Raw genomic sequence first — 15,631 nt, 5'->3', positions numbered from 1 at the left:
TCCTCCCCCCTTGGGGGAGGTGGCGCGGCGCGGAGCGCCGTGACGGAGGGGGCGCGGACCTAGAACCAGCCGCTGCGGCGCCAGCGGTCGTCGCCGCGGTAGCGGTCGTCGGGGATGTAGCGGCCGTCGCGGTCGTACCAGCCGTAGCCCTGCTGGTAGCGGTCGTAGCCGTCCAGGGCGTAGGCCTGGTCGAAATAGGGACCGTCTTCCGCCTCCCACCAGTCGCGGGGGTAGGGGGTCTGCTGGCAGTCGTATCCGCCGTCGTTTCCGTTCCACGACGGGGCGTAGCGGTCGCGGTAGCGGTTTTCGAAGCGGGGGCGACACAGGTCGCGGGACCAGACGCTGTTGCCGCGCGCCTGGATGGTCGCGCGGTCCTCGGCGTAGATGGCGTCGCGGACGCCGGCGAAACTGTTGCCGGTGATCACGGCACGGCCCGAGGCGGCGGCGACCCCGACCTGGTTCACACGGACGCGGTTCTGATCGAACAGAAGCTCGCCGTTATAGAGAACCGCCCCCTTGTCGCCCTTGCAGATCCGGCTGTTGGAGACCGAGACCGAGGCGCCCTCGACCGCCACCCCCTCGACATAGCCGCAGATCTTGGCGTTGCTGACGGCCACCTGGCCATAGTCGCGCGCGGCGCGGACGATCAGGCCGATGGCGCGGGGGCCGAAATTGTTCGGCTGTTCCGACCCGATCAGGGTCACCGAGGTCAGGGTGGACGGCGCGCCCGAGCCCGGCGTCAGATCGACGCCCGACTGGGCTCCGGCGACGGCGGTCTCGTACAGGGTCACGGCGGCGCCGTCGGCGACGATGGCGGCCGAGACGGTGCGGGCGTCGATCAGGACATCGCGCAGGTCCAGCAGGCCGCCGTCAGCGTAGATGGCGGCCTCGTCCCCGACGTGGCGGAAGCCGACCCGGCTCATGACGATCTCGGCGTTATAGCCGACCACGCAGGCGGCGTCGCCGGCGCGGGGCGAGGCGAAGACCAGGTCGCGGACCTCGACCCGGACGCCGGGCGCGACGGTCAGACAGGGCAGGCCGTCCGGCGCCTGGAGCGTCGGGGTCGCGGCGTCCCAGCGGCGTGGATCGAAGCCGCTGTCGCCGATGAGGGTCATCGGCTTGTCGATGTTCAGCCAGCCGACGCAGGCGCCGGCCCGGGCCCGGATGATCAATGTGCCGCCGGGGCGGACGCGCTGGACCGCGCTTTCAATCGCGCCCGAGCCGGGATTGCCGCCGCAATCGACCAGGACGACCTCTTCCTGATGCGGGGGAAGGGGCAGGGGACGCCAGTCGGGGCCGCGATAACGGCCATAGTCGTAGCGGCGATGGGCGCGCGGGCGGCTGCGGGTCGGCGGGTCCAGCAGGACGCCGAAGTTCGGCCGGGTCTGGGCCTCGACTTTTGCGGCGACCTGGGCCTGAACCGGGTCGGGCAGGGCCGCCAGGGTGGATAGGGCGAAGGCCGCGAGGAGCGAGACTTTCGCGAGCGAGCGGATGTTCATGCGACCAGACCCCCCTGTTAACGGCGCTGTTGTTGGGCGCGGGACACCTGGGACAGCAGGGCCTGCAGGCGCGAGGCCGAGGGGCCGAAGCCCGACAGCGCGGATTCGATGCGGTAGGCGACGGCGTCGGCCTTGTCCTGATCCGCCACCCCGGCGACGCCGAGGGCGAAGTATGTGGACATGGCGAACTTGGCCTCGGGGCTGCCCTGGCGGGCCGCCTCGCTGAACCATTTGAACGAGCGGGCGTAGTCGGCGGGCAGGCCGATCCCCTCGGCATACATGACCGCCAGAACCAGCTGGGCCTCGGACGAGCCGTTGACGGCGGCCAGCTGAATGGCGCGGACCCGTTCGACCGGGGACAGCCGGCTTTCGGTCGCATGGCCGATCATGGCCTCGAAGGCCTCGATCTGTTGCCGGGACAGCTGTTCGGGGGCGGTGGCCATCTCCTGGGTCACGCCCAGATAGCGCAGGGCCCGGCCGATATGGACGAAGGGCAGTTCGCTCTGAAGCCGCGACAGGGCGTATTCATAGGCGTCGCCGCGCGGTCGGCTCTCGTCCGAGAAGGGCACGCCCGAGGCCGGGGCCTCCAGCGGATAGAATTCGAACGGCGGCGTCCACTGGCGGGCCTTGGCCTCGACGAAGCCGGCGTATTGGGCGCGGCCGGGCGAGGAGCGTTCGAAGTCCTTCATCAGGACATAGGCGCCGACGTCCCCGGTCTGGACCGCCAGATAGTTGTACAGATAGGCGTCCACGTCGTTGCGCTGGAACAGGTTGATCGCCGCCCAGTAGCCGCCGCGCTGACGTTTCTGGCCGAAGCCCTGGCCTTCGGGGGCGCGGCCCAGGGCCTCGCGCGCCTCGGGATTGTCCTCGGGCTCGCCGAACGGGCCGTACAGGCCGTCGTGCAGCCGGGCGAGGGTGCGATAGCCTTCGGCGTCCTGGGTCGAGAGGATGTAGATGACCCGGTCGCGCACCGCCTCCTGCTCTTCGCGGCTCATGCGCGACAGCTGGCGATCCAGCACCTGATAGGCGCGGTGGCGTTCAAAGGCGCGGCAGTCGTCGTATCGCGACAGGGGCCGCCAGCCGCCGCCGAACAGACCGCCGCCCTTGCGCTCGACCCGATTGATCGGGGCGTAGCCCTCGTCATTGGCCAGGGCCATGGCGTACCAGACCGCGCTTTCGATCGGGTCTTCGATATTCTTGTCGGTGGCGCGGACGGCGGCGTAGCGCGCCCCCAGCTCCAGCTGGGCGAAGACGTCGCCGCGGAAGGCGGCGCGGCGCAGGGCGCGCAGACCGGCCTCCTGGGCGTTGAACTCGGACCCCGTGACCGAGGCGGGGCGGGGGCAGGACAGGGCGGCGTCGTTCTGGCCGCCGCGACGCCACAAGCCCGGCCGACCGTCGCCGCAGCTGGCCAGCAGCAGAACGGCGACCAGAAGGACCACGATCGCCAGGACGCCGCCGACTAGAGGCGGGCGGCCGCGCAGGCGCCGGAAGGGATCTTGCGCCGCTTTGTCGTGCTCCCTCATGCGTCGCCGTCGCCCCCGATAAATCCCGTGTTCGCCACGACGCAGGACGGCGCGCACATGCGCCGACAGGTCCGATCGTTCATCATGGTTAACGCTGTTTTGCGACAAAGCTGTGCTGCAGCAAGCCCCTATTTTCGGGCTGAAGAACCTTGTTGTGTGATTTCCGACGTTTAGAAATTTCGGCCCTGAGGCGAAAGCTCGCGTTGGAGGCGACCGCCCCCTATATCGGCTGCGAATCGAAGGAGCCGCCCATGTCCTATGTCGCCCGCGACGACCGCCCCGCCGACAAGGCTGACCGTTACGCTGAGGTCGAGGCCGAGGTGCTGGCCGTTCTGGACGGGGAGCCCAATGTGACGGCGCGGATGGCGACGGTCGCCTCGATGCTGGCCGACGCCTTCGACCATTTCTTCTGGACGGGCTTCTATGTCGTGGCGCCGGACAAGGCGGACGAACTGGTGGTCGGGCCGTATCAGGGGACGCTGGGCTGTCTGCGGATCGCCTTCGGGCGCGGGGTGTGCGGAACGGCGGCGGCGACGCGCACGACCCAGATCGTCGAGGACGTCCACGCCTTCCCCGGCCATATCGCCTGCGACAGCCGCTCGGCCAGCGAGATCGTCGTGCCGGTGCTGGACGCCTCGGGCGCCCTGATCGCCGTGTTCGACGTGGACGCGACGACCCCGGCCGCCTTTGACGCCGTGGATCAGGCGGGGCTGGAACGCCTGTTGGCCAGGGTCTTCGCCGCCGGTTGATCGGCGACAGGGAGGGATGCGGTGGAGGACGAGATGACGCAACGGGTGATCGTGATTACCGGCGGGCACGGGGTGCTGGGCCGGGCCGTGCTGGAGGCTGCGCTGGCGGCGGGGCTGAAGGTCGCGGTCATCGACCATGCGGCGGGCCATGTGGTTCCGGCCGGGGTGCTGGAGTTGGGCGGGGTCGATCTGACCGACGCGGGCCAGGCCGAGGCGGCCTTCACCGCCGTGATCAGCCGGTTCGGGCGGCTGGACGTGCTGGCGAATATCGCCGGCGGCTTCGTGTGGCAGACGACGGAGGACGCGGCGCCGGCCTGGGACCGGATGCAGGCGCTGAACCTGACCACCGCCCTGAACGCCAGCCGTGCGGCCCTGCCGTATCTGAAGGCGGCTGAGGATGGGCGGATCGTCAATATCGGCTCGGCCGCCGCGCTGAAGCCCGGCGCAGGCATGGGCGCCTATGGGGCGGCCAAGCTGGGGGTTCACGCCCTGACCCAGGCCCTGGCCGACGAGCTGAAGACGACGGCGGTGACGGTCAACGCCGTCCTGCCCTCCATCATCGACACCCCGGCCAACCGCAAGGACATGCCGGACGCCGATCCGGCGACCTGGGTCGCCCCGGCCGATCTGGCGGCGGTGATCCTGTTCCTGGCCTCGCCCGAGAGCCGGGCCATGACCGGGGCGCTGGTGCCCGTGACCGGGCGGGTCTGATGCGGGGCGATCTGGTCCGCAGCGTCCTGTACCTGCCGGCGTCGAACGCGCGGGCGGTGGAGAAGGCGCGGACGCTGGACTGCGACGTGGCCATTCTGGACCTGGAGGATGCGGTGGCGCCCGAGGCCAAGGCCGAGGCGCGGGCGGCGGCGGTCGCGGCAGTGAGGGCGGGCGGGTTCGGGCCACGGCTGGGGGTGCGGATCAACGCCCTCGACACCGACTGGGGCGAGGACGATCTGAACGCGCTGGCGGACGCGGGCGCCGGCCTGATCGTCGCGCCCAAGGTGGAGACCGTCGAGACGGTCCACGCGATCTCGGCCCGCGCGCCGGGCGCCGACTTGTGGGCCATGATCGAGACGCCGCGCGGTCTGATCGCGCTTAACGATATTGCGGGCGCGGGCGGGCGGCTGGACGGGCTGATGCTGGGGGTCAACGACCTGGCCAAGGCCCTGGGGACCGGCGCGTCGCCGGATCGCGAGCCGTTCAAGCCGTGGCTGGCCGCCCTGGTCGTCGCGGCTCGGGCGCATGGGCTGCTGGCGGTGGACGGGGTGTTCAACCGGATCGAGGATGCGGACGGGTTGGCGGCCGAGGCGGCGCAGGGTCGGCTGTACGGGTTCGACGGCAAGAGCCTGATCCACCCGTCCCAGATCGCCGCCGCCAACGCCGCCTTCTCGCCGTCCGAGGCCGAGGTGGCCCAGGCCCGCGCCGTGGTCGAAGCCTTCGCCGCGCCGACGGCCGAGGGGCGGGGCGCGATCCGGGTGGGCGGCGCCATGGTCGAACGCCTGCACCTGGCCCAGGCCGAAGCCCTGCTGGCGCGACACGCCGAGGCGACGAACCGCCGGTAAAGGTCCGATCCGGCGTTTCCTATTGCGCCCGGACGCTGTAGGAAGCCCGCCCTTCGAGGAGCCGGGTCATGACCACGCCGCAGCCGCTGACGATCGGCATAGATTTCGGCACGACGAATTCCGTCGTCGCCCTGGCGGACCCGACGACCGGGGCCGTCCTGGTGCAGTTCGTGGTCGAGGGGGGCGAAAGCTCGACCTTCCGCTCGGCCCTGAGCTTCCAGTTCCACGCCGCCGAGGGCGAGGGGCGGCCGGAACGGGTGGTCGAGGCCGGGCCCTGGGCCATCGAGGCCTATGTCGACGATCCGCACGACACCCGGTTCATCCAGTCGTTCAAGACCTTCGCCGCCAGCGCCGCCTTCACCGAGACCCGTATCCACGACCGGCGCTATACGTTCGAGGACCTGCTGGCCGCCTTCCTGCTGAAGCTGCGGCACCATGCGGGGTCCGCCATGGCCGACCTGCCGCCGCGCGTCATCGTGGGCCGGCCCGTGACCTTCGCCGGCGGCCGCCCGGACGAGGCCCTGGCGCTGGAGCGGTATGAGACCGCGTTTCGCCGGCTGGGGTTCGAGGACGTCCGCTACGCCTATGAACCGGTCGGCGCCGCCTTCTATTTCGCCCGGACCCTGAAACAGGACGCCACCGTCCTGGTCGCCGACTTCGGCGGGGGCACCAGCGACTTCTCCATCATCCGCTTCGAACAGACGCCGGACGGGCTGAAGTCCACGCCCCTGGCGCGGTCGGGGGTCGGGGTGGCGGGCGACGCCTTCGACTATCGGATCATCGACAATCTGGTGTCGCCGGAACTGGGCAAAGGCAGTTTCTACGCCAGCGTCGGCAAGACCCTGCCGGTGCCGCAGCGCTATTATTCCGCCTTCGCCCGCTGGGACCAGCTGGCCCTGCTGCGGGCGTCGCGCGACATGCGCGACATCCGGGGCCTGGCCACGACCTCGCTGGAGCCCGAGAAGATCGACCGGCTGATCGAGGTGCTGGACGACAACCACGGCCACGCCCTGTACCGCGCCGTCTCGACGCTGAAACAGGATCTGTCGCGGGCCGAGGCCGCCGACTTCTCGTTCGTGGCCGGCGACGTGCGGATCGAGAAACCGGTCACGCGCGCCCAGTTCGAAGCCTGGATCGCGCCCGAACTGACCGCCATCGAAACGGCCCTGGACGAAGCCCTGGATCAGGCCCTGCGACAGTCGGGCCTGACGATGGAAGGAGTCGACCGCGTCTTCCTGACCGGCGGCACCTCCCTGACCCCCGCCGTCCGCGCCCTGTTCCACCGCCGCTTCGGCCCCGACCGGATCGAGACCGGCGGCGAGTTCGAATCCATCGCGGCGGGCCTGGCCCTGATCGGGCTTCAGCCGGACGTGGAACGGTGGACGCAGGGGCCGGCGGGGGGTTAACGCCGCCTTTTTCAGACGGGTGTCCCGTCAGACGCTGACCGTTCGAATTGCGCGGCGATATCATGGCCTGACGAACATGCGGTGGGACGACTTAACCTCGGGCGAGCCCGCAGCAGCAACACGCTTGCGCTATGTTTTCGAATGACATTCCGAATGACTAAGAGCTACGGTAATCGAGCGAATGGGTTGCCGACGTGCCGCGCCTTTACCGTAATAGCGTCTTACTGATCGTTTCTCATTCAGCTGAACTCGGCTTCCAGGGGGGCGAATTGGTCCCACGCTCCTTGCGGGGAAGCTTGGATTCGACTCTGTCTAATGTTGCCTCCAGCACGTTCAGCGCAAGTATGGCTTCGTCGAGCGCAGATTGCACAATGGAGAAGCGGTTTTCGGCTTCTATGTCCCAGGATGGATGGTACGAAGTGCGCAGTTGGTACTCTGTCAGCCAATGGAGGGGCTCCAATACGCGCAAACTTATACGTCGAAGGGTCATGACGGCTGTGGCAACGCTATAGCTTCGAGCGTCATGGACGGGGACTTCTGCAAAGGCTGCGGAGATGTCTTGGAAGGCTACGTCGACGAACCTATTCTCAAAGTAGTCGTAGGAGTTTTCAACTTCAGACAGAATTTTTACCAGCCGTCGTCCCATTGCAGAAAGGCCTTCAAGCTGGTCTGTCCGCTGGCGTAGTCTCTCAATTCTAATGTCTTCGCGCCGGCGAGTTTCCTGCCACCACACAACACCCGCTGTCGCCAAGATCGCCGCGATGGAGCCGAAAGCTTGCACCCAACCCGCTGTGTCCTTGTTGGTCGTGAACCACTTCCACATGGGATTGAGTGAAGCCCCAAAGAAGGCCGTCCACACAAGGGCCAGCAAGACGCCGCAGCACACCGCCCAAATTCCGACTATTGCCCTCTGCCTCATTGGGGCTTTACTGCACAGCTTGAGGTTGATGTCCAGCGTCAGGCTTCAGTCGTCTTCAAATCGAAAAGACAACGCTTAATGTCAAATCCTGAGTATCAAACTTTCTAAACCCCTTGTTTCATTGTCAAAAACATAGGGATTGGTAGGCTCGGAGGGAGAGCCTCTAACCCTCCCTCAAACATTGGATTTACTAGCTTTTTCCGTCCTCAACGAGAGGCTTTTTTCACAGTTCAGGTGTCACGTGCAACAGCCATCGCGCGTTTTGCTTCACCCCGGAGCTTGTCCCCGAAATAGGTCGCGAAGCCCAGGCAGCCAGCGGCAATGCACCCCGACACCACCCCGCTCCAGCCACAGGGATCATAGATGCCCACCGCGAGTCCCACAGGAGGAGCGAGCGATAAACAGAGCATTGCCCCTTTGACTCGCACTGCCAACTGCGAAGCGCAGGCACGATTCCGCTCCGTTCTGGCGTGAAGCATCGCGACGATCTCCGCCTTGATCAGACGACTAGTTTTGCCCGCTTTGATGTCACCGATGAATGAGTTGCCCGTCCAACCCACCGCGTGGACAGGGATCGGCCATAGCGCGGCAACTGCTAGACCGGCGGCCCCGACAGTCAACGACGCGAAAGCTGCGGCGGCCCACACAAGACGCGGGCTGCCGTTTGCATCGGACTGGCCCACGGCTGTCGCCACGGCTGCGGCGGAAAGCGCGACACTGGCCGCTAGAAGCGCATTCGCGCGCGAATCAGCAGACGCCATAAGTTGCGCTTGCGCGGCGAGCCGTTTCTCGCTCTGCTCCCGAATGAAATCGAGCAACTCCTCGGATGCGCCCGAAAAGTCAGAGCCCTTAAGTCGTGGAGCCACGGATGCCGCCTGAAGAAGATGAGCCGATGGAAATGAAGGTCCGGCGCGAAGAGGCTGCGTCGAACACCGAGAAAAGTGAAGGGGGTAAGGTTGGGCGTGATCGTCCGCCGACGCACTACTTCCAGGTGAATGCGCGTGACCATGCTCCCCAGCCTGCGAAGAAACCTTCGGCAAGCGCCCCTGCGCCGAAAAAGCCGGACGAGAAAAAGTAATGGTCATCGAAAGCCATTTCCCTCGGCCAGTTAGGAAGGACGAGCTCCAACCGGGCGAACTCTTCTCAGTGTCGTGGCCGAATGGTTTCTGGCTTTGCGTTCGCGCCGACATATCAGGCACCGAGGGCGCGTTGGTTATTCACTCGCATACTCCCGGAGAACCGACCCCATTCGTGGCGTGGGTGCGGAACCTGCCGGAGTTCGTCGAGAAGGTGACCGGCGAAGTTACCGCAAGACCGAGAGCTCGTGGCGTTCCCGTCGCTCATCCCTATGGAACCCCCGGCAGCCTGTCTGTTGCTCCCGATGGAGAAATCTATCTGCAATCTGGAGGCAGAGGGTCCCGCGATATCGTCGCCCTCCGAAGCGGCGCTTACTGCGTCAGTCTTCCCGAAGGCTCTATCCACTATGCCGAGTGGGAGCTCGTGTTATCGCATCCCGAAGGAAGCGGTCACCGCGCTTCCGTCATTGTGTCGGGACCACTTAAGAGTGGCTCAACCAGCCATTGAAAGGTCGGTAGATTTTCAGGTCGCCATTTTAGGATACCAGCTAACGGTGCCTCAGTGGCATTTCGGGCCGCTAAGAGAGCGAATGCCGAATGAACTCAAGGAGCAGGCATTGGCGGTGGCCGACAAGTGACATTCGCTGGCAGCCTTTAATATGTGCTCCGGCCTCGCCTTCCAGTGGCCTGCGGGAGGGACCGAGCCCCCTTCCGTTCGGACACCGGCATAAACGGTCGCGAACTCGCGGGTCGCGCGCTCCCTACTTCGAAACGTCAATGAGCAGCACGATCGGTTGAGGGCCTCGCGGGTCCCGCTCCCGAATTCGTTTCGCTTGACCTTCGAGGTGCGCGAGAACCTGGCTCAGCGGAACGTGCCCCGCGACATCTGGCATCTTCCAGCCAGCGGCGCGAGGACTCTGATGGACCAGAAGCAGGGCGCCATGGCGCGCTTCGGCATGACGCAGATACTGGCGACACAGCTGGTTCTCGAGCGCCACCTCCAATGCAGGCACGCTCATCTCATCGATCACCTTGATTTCGATGGGCAGCGCCACGCAGCTGTCGCGACTGGTGAGGGTGATGTCCGGTTCCTTCTCATCGGCGACATGCGTTTCCCGCTCGACCGAATACGCCCTGCCGCGAAGCGTCTCGAAACGATCGGCGATCCAGCGCTGGACGGCGTTCTCGTCGATCAGTCCCTTTAAGGTATCGGCCTGTGCGAACTTTCCATGCACCAGGTCATGCGCGATCTTCTCGACACGACGCCGAACGAGAGCCTGGAGCTCGAGCGTTGTCGTAGGCGACTTTTCGAAGCTCTGCTCGAAGTCGATGAGGTCGTGCGCCATCCAGGGCGTCATGAAAGCCGACCTTCTGGACGTCCGCTTAGAGTCACGAGCGGACAGTCAGCCGGTCGATGGCTGTTGGATCTAGTAGTTGAGCCACTCTTAAGTGGTTTTGAGCCACTTTTAAGTGGTCCCGACACATTGCCAGCTACCCATCCAAGGCGGATTAGCAGCGCCAGGTTCCCGTCCGGTGACAAAGTTATGTGTCACAGTGCAAGCTTCGAAAGGGCCGTATTTGCTAGATTTCCTGCCCAATCAGACCTCTAGAGAGGAGTGGTAGGCCCGGAGGGAATGGAAGAGCGCTGACATTTCAGAGAGATGAGGTGTCAAACCGTTTGGACCGAACACATATCCCATCAACGGGTTATACCGGAGTGTCAAACCACGACGGCCATCATTGGCGAAGATCATCTCGCGCGTTAAAATCGGAATCGCTGGGTCGGGCTGGTCCGCCCAAAGGAGTTCACCAGTCTCCACAGCATCGTGATTGCGGTAGCGAGCGATGCAAGCAGTGCCGTCACAAGACCGACGCGCATTTCCCCACTGAGTAGTTCCCATCGCGTTAGACTAGCTCGGATATCATTGCGCCAGATGGCATCCGCGCGACCGGAAACGGCAAAATTACCGTCATCGCCAATGCGAATTCGTTGGTCGCCTCGCGTGACGAGGGTATCGGATGGTCGCACATCAACCGTTCTCCCTCCGACCTCAAGATGCTCCATCCCGGATTGCGCAAACATCATCTGAATGCCGCCCATTGAGGTGTTCGCGATATCGCTGACGGGGACGTTTTTCAAAGCTACCCAGCCGTTGATGCCTTCAACTCGCAACGTTTGAGCCTGTGAGTGATACGCCTGCCCAGCACCTTCGCGTGACGGCTGTATATATAGCGATATATAAGAGCGAGGTCTTTCAGACAAAATCAGATTGCCATCCTCTACTGAGAGTGCAACGGGCCTACAAACCAGTCGATCTGATGTCCGTGCGGTGTTGTCTCCATGTATTGATAAATCAAATGTCCGATCATCAATAGACAGCGTGAATTTAACGGGAGAAGGAAGGCCTCTGTTGCCGCTAGCCTTCAACAATGATGTTCCGATGAGGTAGGGTATGTCATCCGACGATGAATACTGAACGGAGGTATTTTCGGTTACAAAACCAGATATATCTCGTTCAGACTCCTTTTCTGAATTCGAAATACCAAACATCTGAATATCGCCAGCGTTTAACGTCACAAGTCCGGACACAGTCGATTTGATATCGGAGTTGCCGCCATCTATGACGATGTTCGACTGCCGAACCGGATAGGAAAAGAGAAGAGGCTTTGGCCGTGGAAGTGCTTCAATCTCCCAGAATGGACAGTCGGCGTACGCCGATATCGACAATCCAAAAGCTGACTCTGCATCGATTGACTGTAATCCGGTAGAGAGTTTACTACGACCTGCATGAGTTATCGACAAGATTCCATCTAGATCGGTACGTGGAATAAATGCAAATCTCTCATCAGGCTGACGATCAGAGTGCGGTGTCATTTCTGGATCAATATCCACTTTTGACTTTGATACAGTTGAAAGAGAGGAATTGTCCCCGAAACTGAGATTGACAATTGCCGGGACCGGCTGAAACAGGTTCGTTATCGAAAAAAGAAAAACGGATGAAGTGATCATACCAAAAAGTATGACCGACATTGCCGGGGCAACACGACGCAAGACCTGCTTTGTTGAAAAATGGTCGAACGCCAAAGAATATAAGTATAAGGATACAAAATAAAATATTCCGCAAGCTATACCGCCTGAGAAATTATAGAATACTGTGCCGGGAAAAGAGATATTTGGGTCTATCCGGCTCGCGACCAATAGTGCATCACTGGCCGTCAGTAATGAGCCGATGCATAAGCACAGCCTAGTAGCCTGAGAAATTGCGGTCCGAGCCCCTATTGCATAAAGTACACTTAGGAGTACTATTAGGCTATATGGATGTAGCAGGCTGGATAGAATCCATATCGATAGCCGTGGAAACTGTAAAACCGCCTGTTGACTATAAGTGTCATGGACACTGATTGACATTCCCAAAGCCTGCTGGATATGCGGGCCAGAACCGACCAACATACTCAATGCGACTGTCATGGGGACGATCAGCCATATCCACTCCGCAGTCGAGTGTTTTGGTATGAATCGAGATAGCTGGCTAAATGCTGACACTGTGGCGGCCTCTGGACGTGTGAAAACCGACCGGATCGAGATGCGCGAGGATGGCTGGACGAATCGAGGCGACGGCTTCGTCACCGAATAATCAACGTTGCACGCAACCGCTAGGTAGTCTTATGTTGCCTTCGACGATAAGCCTCATTCCCGCGCCTCGCTGGCCCCGATTATCCCTCGCGAATTGGGAGGAGGTGGTAGGCCCGGAGCGAAGAAGGCAGCGCAGGGAATTCAACCGCGTAGAATGTCTACCCCTCCCCATATGGGTCTTTTCAAGACAGTGGCTTACTCGACGCTGTCAAACCTCAGCACAATCTAAAACCCGGTCTGCAATTCGGTGTAGGACACGTAGTACCTCCCCATAAATTCAGAGGTTTCGACAACGTTACGTCTGCGTGGGTCGCTGAAGGTGGCTTTCTGAGTGCAAATGCCGGAACGACAACTCCGCTCTTCCTCCGTACTTGGCCTGCCAAACTGCGCCGAGACTGATGCTTTTAGCTGCTCATACTCCAGACCTTCGTAGGTCACGACGACGCGGTAGAGCTTGCCTCGTGGGAAGTCGAACCGGGCCGATGTCGCCCCCACGCTCTGGGTTGGTGCTGGCGAAAGGTTGTATGACGTGCCTTCCTTTACGGCGCTTGGATACACCGCAAGGAACTCACTCTCTGTCATGCCCCATTCGGTTCGCTGCCATCCTGCCTGAGCGGCTAAAGCCGTTAGACTTATGGCAACCGCCAAAACTAAACCTACCCTCATTCCGACATTCTCCTCCCAATAGGGACTATAATCCCTAGTGACAATAAGCCCGATCCTGCTCCTTCCTGTAAATGGACTGGAGAGCATTGGTTGGGGAAAATGTTAGGCGGCTTCGACTTGAGCGCGGGTTCACTCAGGAAAAGTTGGCCTTCGAAGCTGAGATTGATCTGACCTACCTTGGAGGGATTGAGCGAGGCAGAAGAAATCCCAGCCTTCTAGTGGTAGTCAGAATAGCCACGGCGTTGGGGTGTCATCCGAAGGACCTCCTTGGATAATGCGCAGGCTTCGTTTTCCGTTTCAGGGCTCCTGACATTCGCCTCTAGCGTGTTGGAGATTCGCATGCTCACATGGGTGCAAACAGCCGTCATCACGCTGTAGGGGAGCGTCTATGCACCGGGTCGTACAAAACCATCTCGCTGATTTTTCGAAAAAATACTCAATTGATTGGGCGATTTCGAAGCAGTTCGAAGCATTTGTAAACTACGCAGCCCTGCGATCCCTTTGCGCTGAGGGTGTTGATCCGCGAGATTTGGTATACGAAGGTGACGACCCGGGAATTGACGGTGTAATGGTCTTCCTAGATGACGTATTCGTTTCGTCTACGGATGAGATTGACGACTTCTTTGCGGGTCGCAAACGAGATGTCGAGGCGACTATAATATTCACACAGGCAAAAACTGGCGAAAGCTGGAATAAAAGCGATATTAACAACTTTCAATCCGCAGTAGTGGATTTTTTGAGCGACGAACATCAGTACCCACATAGTGAGTACATTAGAAATTCGCGAGAAGTATTTGACGCCGTTTTAAAGAACGTCGGAAAGTTGCGCGGAGGAAAGCCTCAGGCACGCTGTTATTTCGCAAATACTGCGCGCGTGGCCGAGGAAAGGGAGATATTGGCCGCCCGAGAAGCGCTTGAACGGTCAGTGGGAGATACTGGGTATTTCAGCACCGTTGAAGCCAAGCTGCTCGACCGAGACGCAATCATCGTCATGTGGGCCGCAGCCGAGGGCCAAGTCGAAGCCACTCTAAAAGTAATCGGTTTGGCAGCCTTTCCCAAGGCTCCTCAGATTGAGCAAGGATACGTGTTAACGGTCAAGGCGAAGGATTTCATTGAGCAGATTTTGAGTGACGCGAATGGTCGCCTGAGACAGAGAATTTTCGAAGAAAATGTTCGCGACTTTATTGGCCTAGACGGAGAGATCAACTCTGAAATCTCAGAGACACTTCGCGACGTTGATAAGCAAAAGCGGTTTGGCGTCCTGAATAATGGTATAACAATTATTTCACCCGATGTGCGGGTGAGCAGTCTTGAGATTTATCTACGGGATTTCCAAATCGTAAATGGATGTCAGACATCAAATGTTCTGTTCGAGAATCGGGCAAGTGTTACCGACGACACTACGCTGATGCTAAAAATTGTTGAGACATCGGACGCTAATGTTGTCGATGATATTGTCAGATCGACGAATCGGCAAGCAAAAGTCGAAGAGGATCAGTTTCTTGCCACTCTAGATTCGGTTAAGGCGCTTGAGAGGTACTTTGATGCGCGCGGTCAAGATGAAGAGTACCGTCTATATTTTGAAAGGCGCAAGAACCAGTTCGCCTCGCACGATAATGTCAAGGCGATACGTGTCTTTGATATTAAAGAAATTGCCCGATGCGCGGGGGCGATGTTTTTAGACAAGCCTGATGTTGCGAGCCGGTACCCAAATCGTCTTACCGGTGAGCTAAAGAACGTGGTGTTCGATAGGTCCTACGCAGAAGACATATATCACGTAGCTGCTTATACGCTTTATCGTGTGAAGCTTTTGACCAGCAACGGTAAGATTGATCCGAAGTACTTCAAACTTAGATGGCACATATTGATGGCCATAAAATATTATGTTCTAGGTGCGAGTACCCCGCAGTTGAATTCGGGAAAGATCAAGGCTGCATGTGCGGCAATTGAGAAGTTTATTAGCAGCAATGACGAGGCAGTCTTGGCCAAGATGAGGGACCTCTGTGCAGCGATTGTTGATATCAACGATATTACGCGGGACCGTATCAAGACGGAGACCTTCGTCGCAGAAGTAAGAACTAAGGCACTGGCTCAAAGAGAGGTTAAAAAGCCTTAGGTGACTGAGGTCTTTTCTCAACGCGCTGGATCGCTGAGCGCGTGACGCCATACTCCTTAGCTAGCGAGCCTAGCGATGCGCCATTGCTACGTTTGGCTACGATCTCCTCACGTTGGGTGTCTGAGAGCTTGGGGGGGCGTCCAAGCCTCTTACCTTGCTCCACTGCTCGCTTCAGGCCTGACTGGGTACGCTCAATGAGCAGGTCACGTTCAAATTCGGCCACCGCAGCGATTACGGACATGGTCATTCGGCCAGCGGCACTGGTTAGATCGACTCCTCCTAGGGCTAAGCAATGAACTCGCACGCCCGACTGCTCTAGGCGCTCAACCGTTGCCCTTACATCCATTGCGTTACGCCCCAGTCTGTCGAGCTTCGTAACCAGCAGCACATCGCCTGCTTCGAGGCGATCCATCAGTCTGACGAAGGCTGGACGTTCGGTAGCTGCTATCGACCCAGATATTGTCTCCTCAATCGCCCTTTGTGGTTC

14 protein-coding genes are annotated in these 15,631 nt (G+C 60.9%); 7 read left to right on the top strand and 7 right to left on the bottom strand.

The genetic code is table 11. The features are described from left to right. Nucleotides 1–59: 59 nt before the first annotated feature. Nucleotides 60–1,499 (bottom strand): hypothetical protein, encoded by a 1,440-nt coding sequence (locus Q7J26_RS09050; RefSeq protein ID WP_304936133.1) that lies wholly within the window; start codon nt 1,497–1,499, stop codon nt 60–62. A 17-nt stretch (nt 1,500–1,516) separates the two neighbouring features. Continuing rightward, nucleotides 1,517–3,022: a tetratricopeptide repeat protein gene (locus Q7J26_RS09045; protein ID WP_304936132.1), complete on the bottom strand. Its 1,506-nt coding sequence runs from the start codon at nt 3,020–3,022 to the stop codon at nt 1,517–1,519. 251 nt (nt 3,023–3,273) lie between these two features. Here Q7J26_RS09045 and Q7J26_RS09040 point away from each other — a divergent pair, with 251 nt between their 5' ends. From Q7J26_RS09040 to Q7J26_RS09025, 4 genes are all read left to right on the top strand, one after another. After that, nucleotides 3,274–3,771 (top strand): GAF domain-containing protein, encoded by a 498-nt coding sequence (locus Q7J26_RS09040; protein WP_304936131.1) that lies wholly within the window; start codon nt 3,274–3,276, stop codon nt 3,769–3,771. A gap of 33 nt (nt 3,772–3,804) precedes the next feature. Beyond that, nucleotides 3,805–4,482, top strand: a complete 678-nt coding sequence (locus Q7J26_RS09035) for an SDR family NAD(P)-dependent oxidoreductase (protein WP_304936130.1) — start codon at nt 3,805–3,807, stop codon at nt 4,480–4,482. Next, nucleotides 4,482–5,327 carry a CoA ester lyase gene (locus tag Q7J26_RS09030; protein ID WP_304936129.1) on the top strand — a complete coding sequence of 282 codons (846 nt, stop codon included), beginning with the start codon at nt 4,482–4,484 and terminating at the stop codon, nt 5,325–5,327. The genes Q7J26_RS09035 and Q7J26_RS09030 overlap by 1 nt, the downstream gene beginning before the upstream one ends. Nucleotides 5,328–5,395: 68 nt before the next feature. Continuing rightward, the gene (locus Q7J26_RS09025) at nt 5,396–6,733 is read left to right on the top strand and encodes an Hsp70 family protein (RefSeq protein WP_304936128.1); all 1,338 of its coding nucleotides are present in this window, start codon (nt 5,396–5,398) and stop codon (nt 6,731–6,733) included. Nucleotides 6,734–6,968: 235 nt separating this feature from the next. Here the strand turns inward: Q7J26_RS09025 and Q7J26_RS09020 are convergent, their stop codons facing one another. Further along, a complete protein-coding gene (locus Q7J26_RS09020) occupies nt 6,969–7,604 on the bottom strand; it encodes a hypothetical protein (protein ID WP_304936127.1) in 636 nt (211 codons plus the stop codon). 278 nt (nt 7,605–7,882) lie between these two features. Further along, nucleotides 7,883–8,518 carry a hypothetical protein gene (locus Q7J26_RS09015; protein ID WP_304936126.1) on the bottom strand — a complete coding sequence of 212 codons (636 nt, stop codon included), beginning with the start codon at nt 8,516–8,518 and terminating at the stop codon, nt 7,883–7,885. A 2-nt stretch (nt 8,519–8,520) separates the two neighbouring features. Between Q7J26_RS09015 and Q7J26_RS09010 the strand changes: the two genes are divergently transcribed. Further along, nucleotides 8,521–8,730 (top strand): hypothetical protein, encoded by a 210-nt coding sequence (locus Q7J26_RS09010; protein ID WP_304936125.1) that lies wholly within the window; start codon nt 8,521–8,523, stop codon nt 8,728–8,730. A gap of 759 nt (nt 8,731–9,489) precedes the next feature. Here Q7J26_RS09010 and Q7J26_RS09005 read toward each other — a convergent pair. Both Q7J26_RS09005 and Q7J26_RS09000 read right to left on the bottom strand, forming a co-directional pair. Further along, a complete protein-coding gene (locus Q7J26_RS09005; RefSeq protein WP_304936124.1) occupies nt 9,490–10,086 on the bottom strand; it encodes a hypothetical protein in 597 nt (198 codons plus the stop codon). A 404-nt stretch (nt 10,087–10,490) separates the two neighbouring features. Continuing rightward, entirely contained in the window at nt 10,491–11,780 is a 1,290-nt protein-coding gene (locus Q7J26_RS09000) for a hypothetical protein (RefSeq protein WP_304936123.1), read from the bottom strand. 1,319 nt (nt 11,781–13,099) lie between these two features. Here Q7J26_RS09000 and Q7J26_RS08995 point away from each other — a divergent pair. Both Q7J26_RS08995 and Q7J26_RS08990 read left to right on the top strand, forming a co-directional pair. Continuing rightward, nucleotides 13,100–13,303: a helix-turn-helix domain-containing protein gene (locus Q7J26_RS08995; RefSeq protein ID WP_304936122.1), complete on the top strand. Its 204-nt coding sequence runs from the start codon at nt 13,100–13,102 to the stop codon at nt 13,301–13,303. A 113-nt stretch (nt 13,304–13,416) separates the two neighbouring features. Beyond that, nucleotides 13,417–15,144, top strand: coding sequence for an AIPR family protein (locus tag Q7J26_RS08990; protein ID WP_304936121.1), 1,728 nt, complete (start codon nt 13,417–13,419; stop codon nt 15,142–15,144). On the opposite strand, the gene Q7J26_RS08985 is transcribed toward Q7J26_RS08990, so the two are convergent. Continuing rightward, nucleotides 15,131–15,631 (bottom strand): recombinase family protein (locus Q7J26_RS08985; RefSeq protein ID WP_304936120.1); only part of this gene is annotated, 501 nt, incomplete at its 5' end. The two genes, Q7J26_RS08990 and Q7J26_RS08985, sit on opposite strands and share 14 nt — an antisense overlap.

Source organism: Brevundimonas sp. (assembly GCF_030656255.1).
Taxonomy (GTDB): domain Bacteria; phylum Pseudomonadota; class Alphaproteobacteria; order Caulobacterales; family Caulobacteraceae; genus Brevundimonas.
Note: the sequence above shows the minus strand (reverse complement) of the source record. Positions and strands in the feature narration are given on the sequence as shown.